The sequence below is a fragment of the Bradyrhizobium sp. CCBAU 21365 genome (assembly GCF_015291305.1).
In the GTDB taxonomy this organism is placed as follows: domain Bacteria; phylum Pseudomonadota; class Alphaproteobacteria; order Rhizobiales; family Xanthobacteraceae; genus Bradyrhizobium; species Bradyrhizobium elkanii.
In genome coordinates this window covers 4,456,946-4,479,445 of sequence record NZ_CP030036.1, presented here as the reverse complement: position 1 = coordinate 4,479,445, position 22,500 = coordinate 4,456,946, and the positions used below count along the sequence as shown (strand labels likewise).

31 protein-coding genes are annotated in these 22,500 nt (G+C 64.9%); 14 read left to right on the top strand and 17 right to left on the bottom strand.

All coding sequences use genetic code 11. The features are described from left to right. Positions 1–6: 6 nt before the first annotated feature. Positions 7–624: an Isoquinoline 1-oxidoreductase subunit gene (locus XI02_RS20430; RefSeq protein ID WP_069277660.1), complete on the top strand. Its 618-nt coding sequence runs from the start codon at positions 7–9 to the stop codon at positions 622–624. A 16-nt stretch (positions 625–640) separates the two neighbouring features. On the opposite strand, the gene XI02_RS20425 is transcribed toward XI02_RS20430, so the two are convergent. From XI02_RS20425 to XI02_RS20405, 5 genes are all read right to left on the bottom strand, one after another. Further along, positions 641–790, bottom strand: a complete 150-nt coding sequence (locus XI02_RS20425) for a hypothetical protein (RefSeq protein ID WP_016843021.1) — start codon at positions 788–790, stop codon at positions 641–643. A 63-nt stretch (positions 791–853) separates the two neighbouring features. Beyond that, the gene (locus XI02_RS20420; protein ID WP_069277659.1) at positions 854–1,672 is read right to left on the bottom strand and encodes a tetratricopeptide repeat protein; all 819 of its coding nucleotides are present in this window, start codon (positions 1,670–1,672) and stop codon (positions 854–856) included. Between the two features lie 32 nt (positions 1,673–1,704). Beyond that, positions 1,705–2,391, bottom strand: coding sequence for a substrate-binding domain-containing protein (locus XI02_RS20415; protein WP_069277658.1), 687 nt, complete (start codon positions 2,389–2,391; stop codon positions 1,705–1,707). A gap of 4 nt (positions 2,392–2,395) precedes the next feature. Beyond that, positions 2,396–3,100: a hypothetical protein gene (locus tag XI02_RS20410; protein WP_069277657.1), complete on the bottom strand. Its 705-nt coding sequence runs from the start codon at positions 3,098–3,100 to the stop codon at positions 2,396–2,398. Between the two features lie 198 nt (positions 3,101–3,298). Further along, complete coding sequence (locus XI02_RS20405; protein ID WP_016843026.1) at positions 3,299–4,333, bottom strand: glutamine synthetase beta-grasp domain-containing protein; 1,035 nt, start codon at positions 4,331–4,333, stop codon at positions 3,299–3,301. A gap of 539 nt (positions 4,334–4,872) precedes the next feature. On the opposite strand from XI02_RS20405, the gene XI02_RS20400 reads away from it, so the two are divergent. Further along, entirely contained in the window at positions 4,873–5,085 is a 213-nt protein-coding gene (locus tag XI02_RS20400; RefSeq protein WP_018271339.1) for a DUF2735 domain-containing protein, read from the top strand. Between the two features lie 102 nt (positions 5,086–5,187). Here the strand turns inward: XI02_RS20400 and XI02_RS20395 are convergent, their stop codons facing one another. Further along, complete coding sequence (locus XI02_RS20395; protein ID WP_018271338.1) at positions 5,188–5,499, bottom strand: MliC family protein; 312 nt, start codon at positions 5,497–5,499, stop codon at positions 5,188–5,190. An 85-nt stretch (positions 5,500–5,584) separates the two neighbouring features. Here XI02_RS20395 and XI02_RS20390 point away from each other — a divergent pair, with 85 nt between their 5' ends. Beyond that, a complete protein-coding gene (locus tag XI02_RS20390) occupies positions 5,585–6,328 on the top strand; it encodes a tyrosine-protein phosphatase (RefSeq protein WP_016843029.1) in 744 nt (247 codons plus the stop codon). 74 nt (positions 6,329–6,402) lie between these two features. Here the strand turns inward: XI02_RS20390 and XI02_RS20385 are convergent, their stop codons facing one another. Together XI02_RS20385 and XI02_RS20380 are read right to left on the bottom strand one after the other, a co-directional pair. Continuing rightward, positions 6,403–6,609: a hypothetical protein gene (locus XI02_RS20385; protein ID WP_038375209.1), complete on the bottom strand. Its 207-nt coding sequence runs from the start codon at positions 6,607–6,609 to the stop codon at positions 6,403–6,405. 120 nt (positions 6,610–6,729) lie between these two features. Then, positions 6,730–7,419, bottom strand: coding sequence for a hypothetical protein (locus tag XI02_RS20380; protein WP_069277698.1), 690 nt, complete (start codon positions 7,417–7,419; stop codon positions 6,730–6,732). Positions 7,420–7,544: 125 nt separating this feature from the next. Between XI02_RS20380 and fabG the strand changes: the two genes are divergently transcribed. Further along, the gene (gene fabG / locus XI02_RS20375) at positions 7,545–8,225 is read left to right on the top strand and encodes a 3-oxoacyl-ACP reductase FabG (RefSeq protein WP_026192693.1); all 681 of its coding nucleotides are present in this window, start codon (positions 7,545–7,547) and stop codon (positions 8,223–8,225) included. Here fabG and XI02_RS20370 read toward each other — a convergent pair. Beyond that, complete coding sequence (locus tag XI02_RS20370) at positions 8,222–8,566, bottom strand: GrlR family regulatory protein (protein ID WP_035634127.1); 345 nt, start codon at positions 8,564–8,566, stop codon at positions 8,222–8,224. The genes fabG and XI02_RS20370 overlap by 4 nt on opposite strands. Positions 8,567–8,700: 134 nt before the next feature. On the opposite strand from XI02_RS20370, the gene XI02_RS20365 reads away from it, so the two are divergent. From XI02_RS20365 to XI02_RS20355, 3 genes are all read left to right on the top strand, one after another. Further along, positions 8,701–9,384 carry a DUF2161 domain-containing phosphodiesterase gene (locus XI02_RS20365; RefSeq protein WP_018271333.1) on the top strand — a complete coding sequence of 228 codons (684 nt, stop codon included), beginning with the start codon at positions 8,701–8,703 and terminating at the stop codon, positions 9,382–9,384. Positions 9,385–9,490: 106 nt separating this feature from the next. Further along, positions 9,491–9,790, top strand: coding sequence for a putative quinol monooxygenase (locus tag XI02_RS20360; protein ID WP_018271332.1), 300 nt, complete (start codon positions 9,491–9,493; stop codon positions 9,788–9,790). An 89-nt stretch (positions 9,791–9,879) separates the two neighbouring features. Further along, positions 9,880–10,188 (top strand): hypothetical protein, encoded by a 309-nt coding sequence (locus XI02_RS20355; protein WP_016843036.1) that lies wholly within the window; start codon positions 9,880–9,882, stop codon positions 10,186–10,188. Between the two features lie 136 nt (positions 10,189–10,324). On the opposite strand, the gene XI02_RS20350 is transcribed toward XI02_RS20355, so the two are convergent. Together XI02_RS20350 and XI02_RS20345 are read right to left on the bottom strand one after the other, a co-directional pair. Continuing rightward, positions 10,325–10,948 (bottom strand): GNAT family N-acetyltransferase, encoded by a 624-nt coding sequence (locus tag XI02_RS20350; RefSeq protein ID WP_016843037.1) that lies wholly within the window; start codon positions 10,946–10,948, stop codon positions 10,325–10,327. Between the two features lie 140 nt (positions 10,949–11,088). Further along, complete coding sequence (locus XI02_RS20345) at positions 11,089–11,487, bottom strand: PaaI family thioesterase (protein ID WP_018271331.1); 399 nt, start codon at positions 11,485–11,487, stop codon at positions 11,089–11,091. 149 nt (positions 11,488–11,636) lie between these two features. Between XI02_RS20345 and XI02_RS20340 the strand changes: the two genes are divergently transcribed. Beyond that, entirely contained in the window at positions 11,637–12,422 is a 786-nt protein-coding gene (locus tag XI02_RS20340) for a cobalamin-binding protein (protein WP_018271330.1), read from the top strand. A 193-nt stretch (positions 12,423–12,615) separates the two neighbouring features. Here the strand turns inward: XI02_RS20340 and XI02_RS20335 are convergent, their stop codons facing one another. Next, positions 12,616–13,893 carry an ArgE/DapE family deacylase gene (locus XI02_RS20335; protein WP_018271329.1) on the bottom strand — a complete coding sequence of 426 codons (1,278 nt, stop codon included), beginning with the start codon at positions 13,891–13,893 and terminating at the stop codon, positions 12,616–12,618. A 54-nt stretch (positions 13,894–13,947) separates the two neighbouring features. Beyond that, a complete protein-coding gene (locus tag XI02_RS20330) occupies positions 13,948–14,640 on the bottom strand; it encodes a pyridoxamine 5'-phosphate oxidase family protein (RefSeq protein WP_370143909.1) in 693 nt (230 codons plus the stop codon). A gap of 105 nt (positions 14,641–14,745) precedes the next feature. Between XI02_RS20330 and XI02_RS20325 the strand changes: the two genes are divergently transcribed. The 3 genes from XI02_RS20325 (at position 14,746) to XI02_RS20315 (ending at position 16,813) form a co-directional block, all read left to right on the top strand. Next, complete coding sequence (locus XI02_RS20325) at positions 14,746–16,260, top strand: PLP-dependent aminotransferase family protein (protein WP_018271327.1); 1,515 nt, start codon at positions 14,746–14,748, stop codon at positions 16,258–16,260. Positions 16,261–16,406: 146 nt separating this feature from the next. Then, positions 16,407–16,556 (top strand): hypothetical protein, encoded by a 150-nt coding sequence (locus XI02_RS20320; protein WP_016843044.1) that lies wholly within the window; start codon positions 16,407–16,409, stop codon positions 16,554–16,556. Positions 16,557–16,567: 11 nt separating this feature from the next. Beyond that, positions 16,568–16,813, top strand: coding sequence for a DUF6719 family protein (locus tag XI02_RS20315; protein ID WP_051110164.1), 246 nt, complete (start codon positions 16,568–16,570; stop codon positions 16,811–16,813). A gap of 51 nt (positions 16,814–16,864) precedes the next feature. Here XI02_RS20315 and XI02_RS20310 read toward each other — a convergent pair whose 3' ends face one another. From XI02_RS20310 to XI02_RS20295, 4 genes are all read right to left on the bottom strand, one after another. Then, positions 16,865–17,272, bottom strand: coding sequence for a hypothetical protein (locus XI02_RS20310; RefSeq protein ID WP_018271325.1), 408 nt, complete (start codon positions 17,270–17,272; stop codon positions 16,865–16,867). Between the two features lie 41 nt (positions 17,273–17,313). Then, positions 17,314–17,472 carry a hypothetical protein gene (locus XI02_RS20305; protein WP_167350432.1) on the bottom strand — a complete coding sequence of 53 codons (159 nt, stop codon included), beginning with the start codon at positions 17,470–17,472 and terminating at the stop codon, positions 17,314–17,316. Positions 17,473–17,907: 435 nt separating this feature from the next. Beyond that, on the bottom strand, positions 17,908–18,159 hold the full coding sequence (locus XI02_RS20300) for a hypothetical protein (RefSeq protein ID WP_157183453.1): 252 nt from the start codon (positions 18,157–18,159) through the stop codon (positions 17,908–17,910). Positions 18,160–18,172: 13 nt separating this feature from the next. Continuing rightward, complete coding sequence (locus XI02_RS20295) at positions 18,173–18,730, bottom strand: CreA family protein (RefSeq protein ID WP_069277656.1); 558 nt, start codon at positions 18,728–18,730, stop codon at positions 18,173–18,175. A gap of 223 nt (positions 18,731–18,953) precedes the next feature. Between XI02_RS20295 and XI02_RS20290 the strand changes: the two genes are divergently transcribed. The 3 genes from XI02_RS20290 (at position 18,954) to XI02_RS20280 (ending at position 22,493) form a co-directional block, all read left to right on the top strand. Next, positions 18,954–20,612 (top strand): L,D-transpeptidase, encoded by a 1,659-nt coding sequence (locus XI02_RS20290; RefSeq protein ID WP_069277655.1) that lies wholly within the window; start codon positions 18,954–18,956, stop codon positions 20,610–20,612. A gap of 138 nt (positions 20,613–20,750) precedes the next feature. After that, complete coding sequence (locus XI02_RS20285) at positions 20,751–21,320, top strand: glutathione peroxidase (protein ID WP_026192688.1); 570 nt, start codon at positions 20,751–20,753, stop codon at positions 21,318–21,320. A 171-nt stretch (positions 21,321–21,491) separates the two neighbouring features. Beyond that, positions 21,492–22,493, top strand: coding sequence for a polysaccharide deacetylase family protein (locus XI02_RS20280; protein WP_018271322.1), 1,002 nt, complete (start codon positions 21,492–21,494; stop codon positions 22,491–22,493). The last annotated feature ends 7 nt before the right edge of the window (positions 22,494–22,500 follow it).

The following is a 22,500-nucleotide window of genomic DNA, read 5'->3' as shown; positions in this document are numbered from 1 at the left end:
CGAGCAATGCCATCGGACACGCGGTTTCGGATCGTTGCAGTGCTGACGGCGCTCGCGACCAGCCTGTGCGCAGGCTACGCGGCATCGGAAAGCGCAAGCCACGACCTCGCCTCGCCCGAAAGCTTCGCCGGCATCGGGAATGTCGAGCAGCGCTCGGCGGCGATCTTCACCGAGCTCGGCAAGGTTCTGACGCATCCGCGCTGCACCAATTGCCATCCCGCCGGCGACAGCCCGCGGCAGGGCGACATCAGCCGCATGCATCAGCCGCCGGTGACGCGCGGTGCGGACGGCCACGGCAAGGACGCCATGCGCTGCTCGATCTGTCACCAGCACGCCAATTTCGATCCCGGTCGCGTGCCGGGCCACCCGGAATGGCACCTTGCGCCGCGCGAGATGGCATGGGCCGGCAAGACCGTCGGCGAGATTTGCGCACAGATCCGCGACCCCGCGCGCAATGGCGGCCGCAAGGTCGAGGAGCTGATCGAGCATATCGGCAAGGACACGCTGGTGGGCTGGGCCTGGCATCCCGGCTTCGGCCGCGCACCGGCACCGGGCACGCAAGCGCAGGCCGGCGCACTGGTCGAGGCCTGGGTGAAAACCGGCGCGGCCTGCCCCGCGCCTTAGTTGCGCTAAGCACGAACTAGTGGCGCTTGAAATACTGCACGTCGCGCTCGTGCTTCTCCGCCGCCGCGCGCGACTTGAAGGTGCCGAGATTGCGGCGCTTGCCGGTCTTCGGATTGACCTTGCGGGAATAGAGGCGGTACTCGCCGGAACGCAGTTTGCGGATCATGACATCGCCTCGCCAATGCCTTTCGCATGTCAACGACATGCCGCGGCGAGCGTTCCAGTTTGATTAGAAGCAGAGATTGGTCACGGGATTGCCGCGCTTGTCCTTGATGACATAGGGACAGCGGGCCCGCTCCAGCGCCTTCTTGGCATCCTCGTCGCCGAGCGCGGCCGCCCGCTCGTAATAGGCCTTTGCGGCATCGCTATCCTTCGGCCCGCCGCGGCCGGCTTGCGCGAAGGCGCCCATCCGCTCCAGCGCGCCGGGATGGTTCTGCGCGGCGGCCTTCTCGAACAGCGCCCGCGCGGCGGCATCGTCCTGCGCGCCGCCCTTGCCTTCGGCCAGCATCATGCCGAGCTGGTACTGCGCTTCGGCATTGGTCTCGGCGGACTTGCCGAGCAATTCGCGCGCGCGTGCCGGATCAGCCGCTGCGCCGCCGCCGAGCGCGGCGAGATTGCTGACGCCGCGCGCGTTGCCGGCCTGCGCCGCGCGCTCGAACAATTTGCGCGCCTGCGCCTCGTCCCTGGCGAAGCCGGTGCCGTTACCGTAGAGCACCCCGAGCTCGACCATCGCCGATGTCGAGCCCTTGTCGGCCGCCTTGCGCCACGCGCTTGCGGCTTCCGCCGTCTGCCGATTGGCGGCATAGGCCCGGCCGAGCTCGTACATCGCGCGGCGCGACGATCTTGCGGCCACCGCGCAGTACTTGATCGCGGTCGCGATGTCGGCCGACGCGATGTCGGGCACGCCCTTCACGTCGGCCGGCTTGTCGGGATCGGTGGGATCGGCGGCAAGCCGGTCGCACAGCACGAGGTCGGCCGATTGAGCGTGGGCAAGCACGGGCGCGGCCAGCGCCACAGCAAAGACAATCGCGTGAAGTGGTTTGAACATGACCAGCAGAGTGCGTCGCGGTGCGGGCGAATTCAAGGCTCGAGCCCGGTCTCGCGCAGCACCGGCGCGACTTCAGCCGACGACAGATAGCGCAGCAGATGATCGGCGGCCGCTGCGCGCTGCGACGCTGCCACGCGGCCGGCGGAGAACACCGCCGGGGTCTGCAAATCCAGCGGAATCGGCCCGACGACCTCGATACCCTCGATCTGCTTCAACTCGCTGATCTGCTGGATCGCCAGATCGGCGTCGCCGCTGACGAGCTTCTCCGCGGTGAAGCCGCTCGGAATGATCACCGCCCGCGCGTTGATCGCCTCCACAATGCCGAGACGCTCGATCAACTGCGCGAACAGGATGCCGCTGGCGCCGAGCCGCGAATAGGCCACCGCCCGCGCACCGAGCAGCGCCGCACGCAGCGCGGCTTCGGTTGCGATGTCGGGATGCGCGGCCCCCGCCTTCACCGCGACGCCGACATAGGAGCGCGCAAGATCGACAGCACTTTGGCGCGCAACGCGGCCCTCGCCGATCATCTCGTCGAGGCCCTCGCGGGTCAGGATCACGAGGTCGGCGCCCTCGCCGCCGCGCAGGCGTTCGAGCAGTGCCAGCGTCGGGGCGAAATCGGCGTCGATCGCAACGCCGCTCGCCGCCTGATAGGCGGCGGCAAGCCGCGCGACCGCGCCCTTCAGCGCCAGCGTCGAAAGCACGCGAACCGAATTGCCCATATGCCTATGCCCGGCGCATCAGCTTGAGCGCGGCCGTGAGCCGCAGGCTGCGCTTGCCGGCAAGCGCGGTCGCCTCCAGCACGGCGCCCTCGGCGTCGCAGGTGCCGGCAAAGCCGATACCGACCTCGTGGCCGCCAAAGATCGGATTCTCGCCCATCGCCGACGTGTGCTCCTGATTGAGGATCTGGCCTTTCCAGCGGCCTTTCTCGGAGGTGTAGGTGCCAAGATAGTAGAAGAACGCGTCGCCGCCGAGGATGCGGCCGTTGTTCAGCAGCATCACGCCGGTGAGGCCACCGTCGACTCCGTCGAGCACGCGGATGTGGATCGAATAGAGCCCGTTGATAACACCGCCCTCGCCGACCCCGCCGGCGATCGGGATGTCTTCCTCGGTGATCGGCGTCATCACCGACTGGAACGGCACACCGGGCAACTCCTTCAGTTCGCCCTTGAAGCGATAGAGTTCACCGTCCGGCCGGCCTTTGGCAATCAGCGTGGCGTCATCGGTACCGGCCATCGCGCGGTAATTCGGATCCGGGTTGTGGCGGACGGTCTGGATCTCGACTGCGATCTCGTCGCCAGCTTTCGCGTAGGTGCCGATATGGGCGAACGCCGAATTGCCGCCGAGCATCTTGCCGTCGCCGACATACATCACGCTGCGGCCGACGGCGCCGCCGAGTTCGAACCGGACCTTGTAAAATCCCTCAAACAAGCGCCGTGTCCCCGGCAGCCAAGATGCACCCGTTGTCTAGCGCGGTTCATAACGCAGCGAAACCGGTTTCGGCAGCAGGCGGCCTGCACAGACCGTCATGAAACGCAAAGGTCCGCCAAGGCAGTCGCCCTGGCGGACCCGATTTGCGGTACCGGACGGTTCGATCCGGGGCCCGATAACTGCTTAGGCAGCAGCCATTTAAGCCGCAGCCTTCGCTCCGGTCGGAACCTCGGAGATCGTCTTCAGGATCTGCGAAGCGATCTGGTAGGGGTCGCCTTGCGAGTTCGGGCGGCGGTCTTCCAGATAGCCCTTGTAGCCGTTGTTGACGAACGAGTGCGGCACACGGATCGAGGCGCCACGGTCAGCCACGCCGTAGCTGAACTTGTTCCAGGGCGCGGTCTCGTGCTTGCCGGTCAGGCGCTTGTCGTTGTCCGGGCCGTAGACGGCGATGTGATCCATCAGGTTCTTCTCGAAGGCTCCCATCAGCTTCTCGAAGTATTCCTTGCCGCCGACTTCGCGCATGTACTTGGTCGAGAAGTTGGCGTGCATGCCCGAGCCGTTCCAGTCGGTGTCGCCGAGCGGCTTGCAATGGAATTCGATGTCGATGCCGTAGCTCTCGGTGAGACGCAGCATCAGGTAGCGAGCCATCCACATCTGGTCAGCGGCGGTCTTGGAGCCCTTGCCGAAGATCTGGAATTCCCATTGGCCCTTCGCCACTTCGGCGTTGATGCCTTCGTGGTTGATGCCGGCGGCGAGGCAGAGATTGAGATGCTCCTCCACGATCTTGCGGGCGACGCTGCCGACGTTCTTGTAGCCGACGCCGGTGTAGTACGGGCCCTGCGGCGCCGGATAACCCTCTTCCGGGAAGCCAAGCGGGCGGCCGTCCTTGTAGAAGAAGTATTCCTGCTCGAAGCCGAACCAGGCGCCGTCGTCGTCCAGGATGGTGGCGCGCTTGTTGGACGGATGCGGGGTCTTGCCGTCGGGCATCATGACTTCGCACATCACCAGCACGCCGTTCTCGCGCGCGGCGTCGGGATAGCAGGCGACCGGCTTCAGCACGCAGTCAGAGCTGTGGCCTTCAGCCTGCTGGGTGGACGAACCGTCAAAGCCCCACAGCGGAAGCTGTTCGAGGGTCGGGAACGACGCGAATTCCTTGATCTGCGTCTTACCGCGCAGGCTCGGCGTCGGCGTATATCCGTCGAGCCAGATATACTCGAGCTTGTACTTGGTCATTGAACCTCTCTGTTGATGATGCAAAACCGTGAGGAACCGAAAGCCAGTCGGCCGCCGCACGCGTACCCGGCCACCATCGGCCGGCTCTTACTAAGCAATTAAAATGCCAGTCGCTGCACTGCGGCGCCCGCCCGGTCGCGGATGTCCACAGCGGACATCGCATTTTTTTCTGCGACATAGCAGCGCGGCTGGCATGCGCCGCGGTCAGTCAAAATCTTCTCCCAGCGCCCTCCGCCGCCCGTTTCTGCAGCAAATTCGGCTACGGCATCGCCTGCCGCTTAATGCGGCGGCAGCACTATGTGACAGTTCGTGTCCAACGGTCGGGCGCCCTGCAACCACCGCGACGGCTCAAGCGTTGGTCAGCTGCATCCTGCCTCACAGAAAGCAAACCCGAACTTGCCTATGAATTGGTCAAATCATGACTATTTCTTGGTCACTTGCACCCCGCCAAGCCCGGGCCGATATCGAAAGCACGGTAACCACACGCGAATGAGTCGGGCGCACCATGGAGGCTCGCTCCGGCCAAAGGAGACTTTGACATGATCACCACGGGCCAACACCAAGGACCGATCCAAGGATCGGCAACGATCTATCAATTCCCGGCAGGGGGCCGCGCGGCTCTCGGCGGACGCCGCTACGGCGAGACGCGGGCCGCGCTCGAACTCGCCGCTGAAGTCGAGACCGCGGCCTGCAGCGAGAGCTGGTACCATCAGGCGGCGATCGACGACGCCAAGCCGGGCCGCGATCACTGATGTCGACGCGATCGAGGGGCGCGACGCAAAAACGTCAGACAGCAGAACAATAACAAGGGTCGGAACGCGAGCGTTTCGGCCCTTTTTTCATGCCAGTTCGTTTCATGCCAGCTCGCAGGCCGTCGCCGGCCGCCTCGCATGCCGGAGCCTGGCAAGCCCGGTCCGGCTGATCTCAAGCGTGACCCCGCCACCCCTGTAGCGTGTGCCCGTCAGCGACAGGCGCTTCTTCAGCGTCACCGCCTTGCCGTCGAGTTGCAGATGCGCGCGCGTATCCCCGTTGAAGAACCCGGCAATGAACTGCGTGCCGTCAGCGCAATGATAATTCCGGAAGGCGGACTGCGCCGACACGTTCGAGGAACCAAAGAGCTCGAAAAGAATTGCGCCGATGACAATGGCGCCCCCGCGATAAGCCATATTCTCCCCCTGACCGGCCGGTTATAGACCTGTCTGCGTCACTATTCCTGCGCCAAGACCTCATCAGCCGCAACAGGCCCGCCCGATGTCCGAAGCCCCTGCCCGTCACCTCAATCTCGCCGGCGCCAGCAATTTTCGCGACCTTGGCGGCTACCAGACGCGCGACGGGCGGACGGTGCGCTGGCGCCAGATCTTCCGCTCCAACCATCTTGCGCATCTCACCGAGCAGGACGTCGCCGTGGTGCGCTCGCTCGGGGTTAAAAGCGCGTTCGATTTTCGCGGCGTCGCCGAGCGCGCCGAGGCGCTGTGCGGCATGAGCGACGTCACCGTGCATTCGCTCCCCGTCGAGCCGACCGTGGTGGCGTCGCTGCGCGCGATCGCCAGCAGCCGTCAGCTCTCGGAAGCCGATGCAATCGATGTGATGCGGGATTCCTACCGGGGCTATGTGCAGGACAACACCGCGCGCTACCGCACGCTGTTTGCCCATCTATTGGAGGACCGCGCGCCGCTCGTGATCCACTGCACCGCCGGCAAGGACCGCACCGGCTTTGCCTGCGCGCTGATCCTGCACGCGCTCGGCGTGTCCGAGCAGGTGATCGCGGACGACTATCTCCTGACCAACCAGTTCTACAAGCGCGACCCGGCCCACAGCACCGAGTTGCCCGATGATGTCAAGCAGGTGCTCGGCACGGTGCGCGCGGCGTTTCTGGAGGCTGCATTCGAGGCGATCGATGCCGATTACGGCAGCCTCGACGGTTACTTCCGTGAAGGCCTCGGGCTCGGCCAGGCCGAGCGCAAGGCGCTTGAAGGCCGCTACCTGCAGGCCTGATCCGTTCGCGCGACAACGTTTTCGAGCGAAGTGGATATCGGTTCGCGTGAAGAAACGCGACCAAGCCGAAAAGCTCAGGCCGCTGCGGCCTCGAGCTCGAGCTCCGCGTCGAGGTCGGCAATCACATCCTCGAACGCCGAGATCGCCTGCTGGATGGCCGCGATCTGCATCAATTCCCAGCTGCCCACTGGTCCGTTGCGGTTTTGCAGTGCCACCACGAGATCGCGCCGCTGCTCCTTAAGCTGAACGAGCGGTAAACCGTGATCCGGAAGATTTCCCATTCGCATAACCCCTACCTTGGCTGGAGCTCAGCTTCTAAGGAAAGGGTTCTGCAAACGACTTACGGAAGTGCTGCAAATTTTATCCAACCAGCCTTACCCCGTAGTCTTACGTAGTCGGCGTCACGTGATGGCCTCCGGCTTCAATGCGTCGTCGATCGCGCCGAACAGCGACTGGGTCACGCAATTGGTCGCCCACTCGCTGGTGTGAAGCTGTCCGCCATCGTCGAGCTCGCCAAGCGGAATCCCGTCATCGGTCCAGCGCTTCATCAGCGCGAAGCGGCTGAACAGATTCACCTTCTTGCTTGAAGTCACTTCGGCGATCATCGGCATGATCACATTGGCGAGATTGAGCGCAGCTTCCGTCCCGACGATCGCCTGGGTGTACTGGGAATCCATCACGACGACGTCAAGCGGAAGCGCTGCGAGCACGTCGAGCCCGGCCTCCAGCGCGGCGCGCACCTCGGCGGGATTGTAGCTCTTGTAGACGGCGTTGGTGCCGACCTGCCAGATCACCAGCACCGGCGCCTCAGCCGTCACGTCGGACTCGATGCGCGAATACTCCTCCGGCGCTTCCTGGCCGCCGATCCCCCGGTTGATCACGTCGATCATCCGGCCGAAGAAGCGTTGCCGCAGCAGCATCTCGAGCCGCGGCGGGAACGGCAGGATGTTGTCGGCGCCCGCGGTCGACGACGATCCCAGCGCCACCAGTTTGACCTTGCGCTGATGCCGCAGCGCATCCGCGAAGTGCGGCAGCTTATGTCCGAACCTGACGAGATCGAGATGGGCTTCGCACGGTCTGGGTGTCGGCATCGCAAACATCCTTGAGGCGAATGAATTGATGAATGCGCGCAGTAGGCGGCGAAATTGGCGGCATTGCAAATGAATTCCGCCTGATCATAGTGGGCAGTCGTTTGCTCGCGAATGCGGAGACCGCCATGCACGGAAAAGCCATCGTCATCACGGGCGCCCTCGGCGCGCTTGGCAAGGTGGTCGCCACAGAGGCGCTGGCGCGCGGCGCGCGCGTCGCCGGCATCGATCACGCTGCATCCACGCTTGCGGCGACGGCCGACCATATCGAGCTGGGCGGTGTCGACCTTACCGACACCGCGCAGGCGACCGCCGCGATCGACAAGGCGGCCGGGCATTTCGGCCGGCTCGACGGGCTGATCAACATCGCCGGCGGCTTTACCTTCGAGGCGGTCAGCGACGGCGACCCGGCGACCTGGCAGCGCATGTATGCGATGAACGTGATGACGGCGCTCAACACCTCGCGCGCCGCCATCCCGCATCTCACCAAGTCGGGCGCCGGGCGGATCATCAATATCGGCGCACTCGGCGCCTTGCAGGCCGCCTCCGGCATGGGTCCCTACGCCGCCTCGAAGGCCGGCGTGCACCGCCTGACGGAGTCGCTCGCCGCGGAACTGAAGGGCAAGGTCACGGTCAACGCGGTGCTGCCCTCGATCATCGACACCGCCGCCAACCGCGCCGCGATGCCGAAAGCCGACATCTCCAAATGGGTGACGCCGAAGGAGCTCGCCGACGTGATCCTGTTCCTCGCCAGCGATGCCGCGAGCGCCGTCACCGGCGCGCTGCTGCCGGTGAACGGGCGGGTTTAGTCCGCAACCAGTAGCCGCAGCTTCGACCGGAAACGGATGCTCTGCTTGCCGGCGAGCGCCATGCCGTCACCCTCGGCGGTCTGGTCGGTGTAGGTGCCGGTAAATCCGATCGTGACCACCTTGCGTTCCCATACCGGGCGCTCGCCATAGGTCGGCGAATGCTCCTCGTTGGTGACCTCGCCCTTCCACTTGCCATCGGCTGCGGTGTAGCTGCCGTAGGCAAAGAAAAACGAGTCGCCGCCGCGCATCTGTCCGTCGCGCAGCACCATGACGCCCTGGTTGCCGCCAGAGACGCCGTCGAGAAATTCGACGGTGATGTGATAGAGCCCGTTCCGGATCATGAGCTGCGCCTGGTCCCGGTTCCGACAATAGCCGTTCGGCCGCGCCTTGGGCAAATTTCATCCGCCTCGGCGAGCGCAATTCCGCGCTATGCTGACGCACCGAGTCGCGGCCGGATGCCGCAGGAGCCTGCCTGTTGGAAACCGCGCTTTATCTGCCCGTCAAAAGCTTCCTGGAAAAGCTCGGCTTCACCGTGAAGGGCGAGATTGGCGGCTGCGATCTCGTGGCGCTGAGCGGCGACGATCCACCGGTCGTCGTGATCGGCGAGCTCAAGCTCGCCTTCAATCTCGAACTGATCCTGCAGGCGGTCGATCGCGCCGGCGCCGCCGACGAGGTGTGGATCGCGGCCAAGGTGTCGGCCCGAGGCAAGGGCCGCGAGAGCGACGCGCGCTATCGCAATCTGTGCCGGCGGCTCGGCTTTGGCATGCTCGGCGTGACCGATCGCGGCGACGTCGAGGTGCTGGTGCCGCCGCCGACCGCGGCGCCCCGCCGCAATCCGAAGAAACGTTCACGGCTGATCACCGAGCACCGGAAACGCAAGGGCGATCCCGCGATGGGCGGATCGACGCGGGCGCCGATCATGACCGCCTACCGGCAGCAGGCGCTGGCCTGCGCCTCGGCGCTGTCGGTTGGGCCGCGGCGGGTGCGCGACCTGCGGGCCGACATTCCCGACGCCGGCAAGATCCTGCTGCATAATGTCTATGGCTGGTTCGATCGCGCCGAGCGCGGCATCTATGTGCTGACCGATGCCGGCCGCGCCGCGCTGAAGCGCTGGCCGCAGCAACAGATGAGTGCATCCGGGGCAGAAGCCACCCCGTAGAGCATGATCCGGAGAAGTGCGAAGCGGCTTTCCGAGAAGATCATGCCCAAACAAGAACCTAAAGCGCGATGATGACTTGGCTTCATCGCGCATTGGAGGGGATATCATGATCGTCGTCACCGGCAGCGTCACTGCCCGCCCCGACTCGTTCGACGAGGTGCGGCGCTTGAGCCTCGAGCATGTCCATCGCTCGCGCACCGAGCCCGGCTGCATCTCGCATGCGGTCCATGTCGACTGCGAGAATCCGCTCAGGCTGATGTTCTTCGAGCAATGGGCCGACCGCGCCGCGCTGGCCGCGCATTTCGCGGTCCCTGCGTCACGCGACTTCGTCCGCTCGCTGCAATCTCTCGCGGCCGCGGCGACCACCATCGAACTTTATGACGCTCACAAGATTGAGAGACTCTAGCTGCATGGCTGGATTGCCATCTCACATTCATATTGCAATGCAACATTGGGGACCTTACGTATCTCCCGCGATTCAATGATGAGGCGGCGATGAGCGGAGACTGGAATACCAAGTATGGCACCCGGCGCGTGCGGCATGATCCGCCGACGTTGGAAGAAGCAATCTTCGCTGCCATCGGCATCACCGATGACGTGGAGGCCCAGGCCGAAATCGCGTCGGCCCTGATGGGGCTGCCCTATGACGATGTGCTCGCCGAGGTGAAGAAAACCGCGCGCGTCAGTGCCCGCACCGGCACGGCAACCCGCGTCATCGCCGGCGAACAGGGCGCGCAGCGTTCCGTCGTGGTCGAGCGCCGCGTGGTTCGCCGCTTTGCGACCGACAAGCGCACCGGCACCTGAGAAACACCATCCAATTGCTGAAAGAAGAAGGGCAATCCATTGAATGGATTGCCCTTCTTGGTTTGACGTGAGATTTTTGTTGGACGCGTTTCCTTGACGCGAACCGGTTTCCGCTTCGCTTGGAGACGCTACCGGCTCAGGCCGCCCGACCCCAGCCGGAGATCTGCATCACCATGCGCCAATAGGCCCGGTTCATGTCGACGATCGCGCGTGCAGCCTCAACCGGCGTCACCGCGGCGACAGCCGGCACCGGTTCGGGCTGCTGCTGCTCGGTCAGGTCGATGCTGCCGGTCGACTCCCCATGACGGAAGGTCAGCTGGGCACCGAACTTGGTAGCGAGCGCCCGCATCGCATCGTTCTGCGCGCCGGTGGTGATGCGCAGGCTGCCGTAGCCCTTGGCATGCGCCTCGGCGATCAGCTTGCGGAACAGGGTGCTGCCGACGCCCTTCCGCCGCGCCGACCGCTCGACGCTGAAGGCGATCTCGGGCTGGACATCCGGAGACTGCTCCGGGGGATGCAATTCGGCCGCGCCGCGGACCACGCCGTCCTCGAAATAGGCGATGATGACGGTGCCGTCATTGGCGCAGCGCTCGGCGTAGCGGCGGATGAAACTGTCGTCGATGAAGCCATGAAAACGATCATGACGGCTGGTGCGATCCAGCCGCAGCAGGTGATCGCGCAGCAGCGGAAGCTCTTCCTGCTGGCTCAACGTCCGCACGGTGCCCTTGGCGGACGTCGAGCGAATGGAATCATAGTTCATTTCATAACTCCTCTTGGTAGCCCTCGAGGAGGCGTCGAGTCCCTAGCAGCTGCTATATTGTGCGCCGCACCATAAAATTCAAGTACTCAGATTCATTTAAGTAAACAATGCTGTGATTGGAAAATCACAGCATCACCCCATTATAATACCAGTTGCGTCTGGGTCACCACCGCGACCAGCTTGCCGTCTTCGGTCTCCAGCCTGGTCTGCCAAACCTGGGTCCGCCGCCCCCGGTGAACCGGTGTCGCGGTCGCAATCACGGTCGTCCCCTCCTTGGCCCCGCCAATGAAGTTGGTCTTGCTCTCCAGCGTCGTGGTGCCCTTGGCGCCCTCAGGCAGGTTGATCACGGTGGCTGCGGCGCCGACCGAGTCGGCGAAGGCCATCACCGCGCCGCCGTGGATGGTGTTTCGGAGGGTGCAGAGGTCCGGCCGCACCAGCATTGTCGCGACCACGCGGTCCTGGCCGGCCTCGGTGAAGGTGACGCCCTTTAGTTCCGCAAACGGCATCTTCATCGACTGGATCTTCTCGAGCGGCGTCATGGTCACTCCCTGCTTCGCGCGGTCTTTTTCAAGATTGGTGCGGGCATGATGGAATGCCTGACGGGACCGGGCAATGACCTCCGAGGTAATGGTACGGATGACGTCATGGCCGCCGTGACAATCCCTGGCGAGTCTGCCTACCGTCAGCGATGCGCGACTTCCCTCCCCGTCGGATCGTCTGCCTGACCGAAGAGACGGTCGAGACGCTGTACCTGCTTGGCGAGCAGGACCGCATCGTCGGCGTCTCCGGCTACGCGGTGCGGCCGCCGCAGGTCCGCCGCGAGAAGCCGCGGGTGTCGGCGTTCATCTCAGCCGACATTCCAAAAATCCTGGCGCTTGACCCGGATCTGGTGCTCGCCTTCTCCGATCTGCAGGCCGATATCGTCGGCGATCTCGTGCGCGCCGGCGTTGCCGTCCATGTCTTCAATCAGCGCGATGTCGCAGGCATCCTTGCGATGATCCGCACTTTGGGCGCGATGGTCGGCGCAACCGATCGCGCCGGGCAGCTCGCACAAAGCCTCGCGCAACGGCTGGCCGCGGTCGCCGCAACGCCGCGTCCGGCACCGCAGCCAAAAGTCTATTTCGAGGAATGGGACGATCCGCTGATCAGCGGCATCGGCTGGGTGTCCGAACTGATCGAGATCGCCGGCGGCACCGATGCGCTGCCGCATCTGCGTGCGCACAAGGCGGCCAAGGATCGCATCGTCACGCCTGACGCAGTGCGTGCGGCGATGCCCGACGTGATCCTCGCGTCCTGGTGCGGCAAGAAGGTCGTGCCCGACCGCATCCGCAAGCGTGAGGGCTGGAGCGACATCCCGGCGGTGCGCAACGACCGCATCGTCGAGATCAAGTCGCCGATCATTTTGCAGCCCGGCCCCGCGGCGTTGACCGATGGGCTCGATGCGATCGTGAAGGCGTTGTGGCCGGGGCATTGACCCTTCCAGCGTCGTCCCGGCGAAGGCCGGGACCCATACTCCGCGGCTAATGTTGTGATCGGGACTCGTCGTAGCAGCGCTGCTCATCAACCGAGATTCGTGGTTATGGATCCCGGCTTTCGCCGGGACGACAGCGAATTTGTTGCGCAATCACGCACAAGACTATGATTGCAATGGCATAGGGAGAACGAAGCTACGCCTTCTCCACGCCGCACCATTCCGCGATGAACAGCGCCATCGCCTTGGTCGCTTTCCGCAGCGACTCCAGCTCGACATATTCGTTGAAGCCGTGCATCGCGGCGCCGGTGGCGCCGAAGCAAAGGCTCGGGATGTCGTGGTTCAAGCCGTAGAAGCGCGTGTCGGTCAGCGCGGTGAAGGCGCGGTCTTCCACCGCGCCGCCATACACGACCCCGTGCGCCTTGGCGAAGGCAGCTTCCGGTGCCTCGGAGTTCACCAGTTCGTAGCCTTCCGACAGGAAGCCCGACCATTCGACCTGCGGCGGATTGTTGGAGAGGAAGCGATGATCGCGCGCCGCCGCCGACACGCACGCCAGAATCTCCTTCTGGCACTCGGCGATCGACCAGCCCGGCAAGACCGCGATGCGGCAGTCGACGTCGCACCAGGCGGGCACGCTGGAGGCCCAGTCGCCGCCCTTGATGATGCCCGGATTGAAATTGATCGGGTGATTGACGTCCTTGAAATGGCGGTCGGCCTTGGCGCGCTCGTTCCAGGCGATCTCGAGCTTCTCCAGCGCATGCACCAGATGATACGCCGCCATGATCGCGTTCGAGCCCGCGCCGGCCTCGAACACATGCACCGGGAAACCGCGCACCTTCAGGCGGAACCAGATCACGCCGACCTGCGAGCGGATCATCTTGCCGTTGGTGGGCTCCGGGATGAAGCAGGCATCGGCGCGATAGCCGCGCTGCAAGGTCGAAAGCGCGCCGACGCCGGTGCTCTCCTCCTCGATCACGGACTGGAAGTGAATCCGTGCCGTCGGCTTCAACCCGGCCTTCCCGATCGCATCCAGCGCATAGAGCGCGGCGATGGTGCCGGACTTCATGTCGCAGGCGCCGCGGCCATACATCCTGCCGTCCTTGATGACGGGCGAGAACGGCGGCGTCTCCCACATCTCGAGCGGACCGGTTGGCACCACGTCGCAGTGGCCCTGCAGGATCAGCGATTTGCCGGCATTGGTGTCCGGGCGGTAGGTGCCGACCACCGTGCGCGCCTTCGAAAAATCATGCTCGATCGGGCCGAAGCCGCGCAAATCCCTGAGCTCGTCGGGATTGATGTGCCAGTCGTCGACCTCGTAGCCGCGCTCGCGCAGGAGATCGCCGATCATGTCCTGGCACGGCCCCTCGGCGCCGCGGGTCGAGGGGATCGCGACAAAGGCCTGCGTCGTCGCAAGCTGCGCATCGAATCCCTCGTCAACGGCGCTCAGGATTCGTTGTTGCGTCTCGGCAGTCATGCTTTGGCTCCATCGGGAAAACAGATCAGGCGGGAGCCGCAACGTAGCCCGATTTCACTCCGCCTTGTATTGCGCAAAATAGGCATCCCGCAATGCATCTTCGAGCAGCCGGCCTTCCGAATAGCCATCGAGCGTCTTCGGCCGCGTCACGCCGTCGAGCAGCCGCGGACACGGCTCGGGCGCGCCGAGCACGGTGCGCACCGGAATGCGCTCGGCATAGATCGGCAACTCGTAATCCTCGTCATCGTCGGCGACGCCCTTGGCGCGAATTTTTGCCGAAGCCTCCTCGATCTCCATCGCGATGAACGAGGTCGCCTTGATCTCCTGCTTGTTGCTGGCACGCAGGCTCGCGGTGCGCTCGGGAAAGAAGCGGTCGACCATCGCGACGATCGCGCGTTCCTTCTCTGCCGGGTCGGTGACGAGATAGGCTGACCCGAACGCCATCACCGCGCGATAGTCGGCCGAGTGGTTGAAGCCGCAGCGCGCCAGCACCAGGCTGTCGAGATGGGCGACCGTCAGGCACACGCGTTGCCCTTCGGACTGGTTCTCCAGCATGCGGCTCGCGCTCGAGCCGTGCCAGTAGAGCCTGGTGCCCTCGCGCCAGAAGAACGTCGGCGTGCAATAGGGCTGGCCGTCGATCACGTAGGAGACGTGGCACAGCATCGAGGCGTCGAGGATCTTGTGCACGGTGACGTGGTCGTAGAAGCCGCGGTCGTGGCGGCGCTTCACCCGGTTGCGGGACGACATGGGGTAGGACGGAGCGGATGCGCCTTCGGTCACGGTGAGCCTTTCGAAATCTGGAATCTGTCCAGAGTTGTAGCGGCTCATTTGGTCTGCGATAGTGCCAATTCCATGCGAAAAATTCCGACCAATTCCCGGGAGCCCGCGGCGCGCAAGGCCGAGCTGCCGCTTGACCTCGGCGGTCCGCACGTGACGCCCGGCGCGGCCTCGCAGCAGCGGCTGTATCAGGCGCTGTGCCACGCGATCGTCGGCGGCCTCGTCAAGCCGGGCGAGCCGCTGCCGCCGTCGCGCGCGCTCGCCAGGCAGACCGGCTTCCGCCGCAACGCCGTCACCACGGCCTATGAGCGGCTGATCGCCGACGGCTTTGCGGTGGCAACCACGGGCTCCGGCACCTTCGTCGCGGCGCGCATTCCGGCCCGGGCCGCCGCGCCGCGCCGCGCAAGGATCGCGATCGAGCCGCCACAGCACAACGCGCTGTCGCTCGGCTGCACGCATATCGATGAGCGCGCGCTGCAGCGCTTCCGGGCCTTTGCCGGCCGCAGGCTGCGCGCCTTCGGGTCCGAGCATCTGCATTACGGCGATCCCCGCGGCAGCAGCGAATTGCGCGCGGCGATATCGGACCATCTGCTGTCGGCGCGCGGGCTGCGCTGCGACCCCGACCAGATCATGCTGGCCTCGGGCACGCTGCATGCCCTGCGCATCGTGCTCGGGGCGATCCTCAAGCCCGGCGACCAGGTCTGGTGCGAAGACCCCGGCTATCCGGCGGCGCGGCGCGCGATCGAGCATTGCGGCTATCGTCCGGTGTCGGTGCCGGTCGACATGTCGGGCATGCGCATCGACAAGGGCCGCGCATCCGCGCCGCAAGCGCGCGCCGCCTATGTCACGCCCTCGCACCAGTTTCCGCTCGGCGTGCAGATGTCGATGCCGCGCCGGCTCGAGCTGCTCGACTGGGCACGGGACGCCGGCGCCTTCGTGTTCGAAGACGATTACGACAGCGAGTTCCGCTACGACGGCGCGCCGCTTCTGTCGCTCGCCGGCATCGATCATCTCCGCCGCGTGATCTACATGGGCACGTTCGCCAAGACGCTGTTTCCGGGATTGCGGATCGGCTATTGCGCCCTGCCCGAAGCCTTGATCGGTCCGGTGACGGCGGCGCGCGCCGCGCTCGACCGCTTTCCCGCCACGTTGATGGAAGGCGCGGTCGCCGACATGCTGAACTCCGGCGCCTTCGCGGCGAACTTGCGCAAATCGCGCAAGCTCTACCGTGAGGCGCGCGACGTCCTGGCGTCGACGCTTGCCAATGCCTCGGAGGGCGAGCTCACGGTTCCCGTGCCCTCGCAGGGCCTGCACCTCGTGGCGCGGCTCGATCCCGCGACCGATCCGCTGATTGCCGCTCAGGCAAAGGCGGCCGCCGGCGTCGGCGGCTGGCTGCTCGCCGAGACCTATCATCGCGCGCGCCCATTGCCCGGCTTCGTGCTGGGATTTTCCGGTCACCCGGTTCCGCAACTCGTCGCGTCGGCGGAACGACTGGCGAAGACAACGCTCGCCGCGCTGCGCGCGACGCGCAAGATATCGGTCAAACCATCCGCCAAGCCGCAGCGCTCTAGGAGAATCGCAGCCACCTGACTAAGGTCGCGCGCGTTCAGTCAGAGCCTTCCGTTCCGATGGAATCGGAACCCGGCTCTTGATTGTTGTTTTGACGCGTTTTCTTCACGCGAACCGGTATCCACTTCGCTTGAAAACGCTCCAGTGTCCGCTTACGGAGATACCGGATGCCAAATCGCAACGTCCTGTATCTCGTGATCGCCGCGCTGGTCGTGATCGCAGGCATGCTCGGCTACAATCTTTACCAGGCGAAGAAGCAGCCCGAAGGCCTTCAGATCAATGTCGGGCCCGACGGGCTCAAGATCCAGAACAAGTGAAGGAGGCTGCGATGCTGCGCTTGGGATTCGTCGCGCTGGTCAGCGTCGCAGCTCTTGGCGCGATGGCGCAATCTGCCGCAGCAGAGCAGTCCTACATGCGTGAGGGCGACATCGTCGATCTGCGGGTCGGCCAGCGCGTCCTTGTCGATGACGGCTCGTGCCCGGCTGGGCAGATCAAGCAGGTCGTCGGCTCCAGGCTGAGCCAGAACGGCGTGGTGCGGACCAGCAGCTGCGTGCCGCGCCTCGCCAAAAAGTAAAACGCCCCGCTGTCGCGAGGCGCTTGGTTCCTCATTACTTTGATGCGCGGCTCAGTTCGAGACCGGCTCGAACATGCATTGCAGGGTCGGCTTGGCGATCTTGGTGAAGGTTGGGCCGATCTCGCCCTGCTTGGACGGCGGCACCCAATCGGTCTCGATGGTCGGCACACCGGTCTCGCTGATCCCGCGCAGCAGCGCCTGGCGCAGGTCGGGATCGTCCACCGTCGCGGCGGCGTGGTCGTGCAGGCAGCCGCACACGGCCTCGGGATGTGCCCAGCGGCCGAGCATATGCGGCGCGCATTGCCGCACGAACTCGTCGCGCGGTTCAGGCACGCGGTACAGCGAGCGGATCTGCATCGATTCGAGGGGGAGCTGGGATTGGGCCTGCGCGGCGCCCGCCAAGGGCCCCATCAGGACAAGCGATGCCAACATCGCGGCGGAACAGATACGGAGCACCATTGGGAGAGCCTTTACCGGCAGTTCTATTTTTTGCGTCGCGCTCAGTTGGCCTGTGCCATCACCATCGGGACCGGGGTGACTACCGGCGAGCCGTTATAGGAGAAGGTGCCGATCCCGGGCAAACCGCTGTCCGGCGAGCCTGCCATCGACGAGCCGGCCATCACAAAGGCGAAGGCGAGGATCAGGCTCATGGTTCGCATCTGACAGTCTCCGTTATTCCGCTCGTCGGCGTCCGGCGCCGTTGTGTGACGGTCTGATAACGATCTGCCGTTTCGGGAGTTCTGCGGAACAAGCCGAAAATGGTTTCGTCGGAACTGGAATTGTTTCGTCGACCAGCGGTCCACGAAACATTCGGCCGAAAACCCCAATGATTTCAGCGGCAGAAGCGTGGCTGAAAGGCTGTTGAAAACTTCGCGCGACCAACGCCGACCCCGGCCGCTGCCGGAGCCGCGGCCAATTACGCGTGCAAACTGAACGAGCTAGCGCGCTTTGTTAACTTTCCTCTGCTGAGAGAGGAAGCAGCACGGCAAGGACGGCGGTGAACCGGGCGGCGGTTCGGCCGACTCATCTGGGCGCCGTGCAACCATCTTCGCGGTGGCACGTTGTGGTAATCTCTCCCGATCCAACGAAGGATGTCAGTCGTGGGCAATGGCAACATAGGTGTTGGCAATGAATCCGCGGCGAGCAAATCCGGCCAGCAGCAGATGACGGCCGCGATGCCGCAGCAAGGCGCCTACGTCATGGGCGACAATGAGTGCGCGCCGCAGAAGCTGGTCCGCCTCGTTGGCTGCCGCGACTCGAAGGTCAAACCGGGCCTTGGCATCCGCGCGAAGCAGTTCGGGCAAACCGAGCGCTAGCTCGCCCACCGCCTCAGCCGCCTGCGCCAAGTCGCTGCTCCAGCTATTGAATGAACTCGCCGCACTTCTGCACGGCAGCATCGGCTGCGCCCCACGGCATGATCGGCACCGACGACGTCGAGTTCTTTGGCGAGCCCTCGATCAGCCGGTCCGAATAGACCATGTAGACCAGCACATTGCGCTTGGCGTCGCAGCCGCGCACGATCTGCATCTTCTTGAAGAACAGCGACCGGCGCTTGCTGAACATGTCGTCGCCCTGCCCGAGCTTGGTCTTGAAGCGGATCGGCCCGATCTGCCGGCACGCCAGCGAGATATCGGAGACTTCCTCGGCAAGGCCAAGCCATCCCTTGAAGCCGCCCTTTTCCGGTACCGTGAAGTGACAGGCGACGCCCTCGACCTCGGGATCGTCGACGCCATAGGTCGCGAGCTTGTCGTTGGGGCTCACCCATTTGAACACGGTGGAGCGGCGGAAGATCAGGTCCGGCTCGTCGGCCGCGGCCGCAGGACCTGCCTGCCCCAAAGCCAGCAACATCAGCAGCACCGCGCATCCCCAGCCAGACAACCGTCGCAGGTCACACAAGCTCACATATCTCGATGTCATTGAGGTCTCCGCGGGGTGGGTCCCGCCTATGTAGTGCGCAAACGCCGCACAGGAAGGCGCTGACAGTTCGGTGATCGGACCGGGCGCTTTAACCTCTTGTGAGGCTTTTTTGCTACTCTTTCGTCGAAAATCCGCCCCTCACGGAAGGGTTAGATCGCTTGCGCTGGTGAACGCGTTGTGCGTCTGCGACAACCAACAGGTAGTTTGGACTGGGATTCGGAATATGCGCGCAGGTGGACGGCGGATTTCGATTTTTGATGTTGCGAATGAGCGGTTCTGGCAGCTTGCAATTCTGACGACCGCCGGCACCGTCGCCGCCTCCACACAGGCCGATGCAGCGCTCTACTACTGGAACCGCGACTCCGCCTTCTACGGCGACTACGAGCCAATGCCGCTACCACAGCCGCACCGGCAAAAGCCGAAGCGCAACGCGGCCAAGAAGAATCCGGCGATCGAGAAGGAGGCCGGCAGCAAGCCGCAGGGTCCCCTGATCATCTCGGTCTCGATCGACCAGCAGCGGGTCAGCCTCTACGACGCCAACGGCCTCTATGCCGAGAGCCCGGTGTCAACGGGCATGAAGGGGCACTCGACCCCGATGGGTGTCTTCAGCGTCATCCAGAAGCAGAAGTACCATCAGTCCAACATCTACAGCGGCGCGCCGATGCCGTATATGCAGCGCATCACCTGGTCGGGCATCGCCATGCACGCCGGCGTGCTGCCCGGCTATCCGGCCTCCCATGGCTGCATCCGCATGCCGATGTCGTTCGCGGTCAAGATGTACAACTGGACACGGATGGGCGCCCGCGTGTTCGTCACGCCCGGCACGATCTCTCCGGAGAGTTTCTCCCACCCGCTGCTGGTGACGCAGAAGGTGGCGCCGCAACAGCCGGTCGCCGACGATATCCTGAAGATGGATGCGCCGCTCGGCGTGAAGAGCGACAAGGGTGCCGACAAGCCGCAGACCGGTCTCGATTTGCGCACGAGCGTCGGCCATGCCGCCGCGTCGCTGCGCGACAACACCCACACCGCCGACGCCAGCAGCGCGATGCCGGCAGCGAGTGCGTCGGTGACGATGTCCGATGCGTCCTCTTCCACAGCGCGCGACGCCATCGCGGAGAAGATCGCCGCTGACAAGTCCGAGACGGTGAAGGCCGAGACAGCCGCCGCCGACAAGCCGGCCGAGGCCAATTCCGCCGTCCGCGACAGCAACAGGACCACGGATGACAGGACTGTCGGCGAGACCACCGCCAGCACCGACACGCCAAAGACCGAGGTCTCCGCAAGCGATCCGGTGAAGGCGGAGGCCAAAGCCGACGAGCCCAAAGAGGACGCCGCCAAGCCCGCCGAGGCAGCCACCGCCGCCGATGCGCCCGACGCCAAGAAGGATCCGGCGCGGCTGCCGGGCACCGCCAGGATCGACGTGCCGAAGCGCGCCGGCCAGATCGCAGTGTTCATCAGCCGCAAGGATTCCAAGCTCTATGTGCGGCAGAATTTTGCCCCGCTGTTCGAGGTGCCGGTGACGATTGCGGCGAGCGACCGGCCACTCGGCACGCATGTGTTCACCGCGCAAGTCGACAAGACCGATGCGAACCTGCTGCGCTGGTCGGTGGTGACGCTGCCGACCCGCAACACCGCCCGCATCGACGTCGAGGAGCGCGCCTCGCATCGCCGCAAGGTCGCGGCCGCGGCGGTCGCCGAGGCCAAGCCGCAGCCGGTGACCAACAGCCCGGCCGAGGCGCTCGACCGCATCTCCATTCCGGCCGACGTGATGGCGCGGATCAGCGAAGCGCTCGGCACCGGCGGATCGATCATCGTCTCCGACCTCGGCGTGAACCAGGGCGAGACCGGCGAAGGCACCGACTTCATCCTGCCGCTGCGCTAGGGGGATGGTCGCGCGCGATGCCCGGATTGCGTTTCGCAGCGTCCGGGCCACCGATCTGCGGGCTATAACGCCTTCTTGAAAGCCTGAGCCAAGCCCGCTGGATTATGACGTCACGACATCTGTTCCGGGGACGAGACCATGATGGACCGCAGGACACTGATCGTGGCGGCGTTCGCCGCAGCCGCAGCATCCCGCCCGTCGCATGCCGAACAGCCCGCGATGAGCCGGATCACCGCCTACGCCTTCTCATTTCCGGCGCTCGGCGGCGGCGATATCAGACTTGCCGACTATGCCGGCCGTCCCCTGATGATCGTGAACACGGCCTCGCTTTGTGGCTTCACGCCGCAATATGCCGGCCTGCAGCAACTCTGGACCGAATTCCGTGAGCGCGGCTTCGTCATCATCGGCGTCCCCTCCAATGATTTCGGCGGCCAGGAGCCCGGCGGCCCGACCGAGATCGCCGAGACTGCGCAGCATCAATATGGCGTCACCTTCCCGATCGCAGCGAAAGCAATCGTGCGCGGCGCGAGCGCGCATCCGTTCTACCGCTGGGCGGCGGAGGCTCGGCCGAAGGACGTGCCGCGCTGGAATTTTCACAAATACCTGATCGGCCGCGACGGCTACATCGCCGACGTTTTCGCTGAGTCGGTTGCGCCCGACGACACGCGCATCAAGACCGGAATCGCACGGGCATTGGCGGCCGCCTGAGATATCGCGATAATCCCCGGAATTAACTGATCCGACGAGGATTTTGGACACGCGCTCGCCACGTTCATTGCGTTGGCGTCGCCACTGCGACTAGGGTACGATCGGTTGGGGGCGAAGCGACCCGGTCGCGGCATTGCCGGCGCCCGGAGCGCGATCAGCAGGGAACACGCCATGCGCATTGCGACAGGTCTGATTTTCGCAGGGACCGTATCGTTGCTCGCGTCGAGCGCAGCTTGGTCGCAGACGCCGCCCGCCAAGGGCGCCACCGCGGCACCGGCAGCACCAGCGGCCGCGGCTCCCGCGCCGGCCGCCGCAGCACCGGCACCAGCAACCGCAACGGCAGCCCCGGTTCCGCCGAAGCAACCGCCACAGCCGGCGCGCGCCGCCTGCAACAATCCGAACGCGCTCGGCGTCGGCCGCACGGTCGAGATCGACACCACTGGCGGTCCCGGCTTCGGCTTCGAGCATTTCAAGCAGCTCGACTTCCTGCGCGACCATGAGGTGGTGCTGACCTTCGACGACGGCCCGTGGCCGGGCAACACGCCGGCAGTGCTGAAGGCGCTCGCGGATGAATGCACCACGGGCATCTTCTTCCCGATCGGCAAGCATGCGACCTATCACCCCGAAATCCTGCGGCAGGTCTATGCCGCCGGCCACACGGTCGGCGCCCACACTTGGTCGCACGCCAATCTGAACAACAAGAAGCTGACCGAGGATCAGAAGAAGGACGAGATCGAGCGCGGCTACGCCGCGGTCAAGTGGGCGCTCGAGACCTCACCCTCGCCGTTCTTCCGCTTCCCGGCGCTGCAGCATCCGCCGGAGATGGTGACCTATCTCGGCAACCGCAACATCGCGATCTTCTCCTGCGACCTCGACTCCTTCGACTTCAAGGCGAGCAAGCCGCAGCAGGTGATCGACACCGTGATGAGGAAGCTGAACAAGCTCGGCAAGGGCATCATCCTGATGCACGACTTCCAGAAGCACACCGCGGAAGCCTTGCCGACGCTGCTGACGCAGCTCAAGGCCGGTGGCTACAAGGTGGTCGCGATGCGCGCCAAGTTCCCGGTGACGGTGCTGCCGCAATACGAGCAGGAGCTCGCCAAGGACGTCAAGCTGCCGACCGTAAGCTCGCGCCCGGTGAACAGCGTCGTCACGACCGTCGATCAGCAATAGCGCCGGC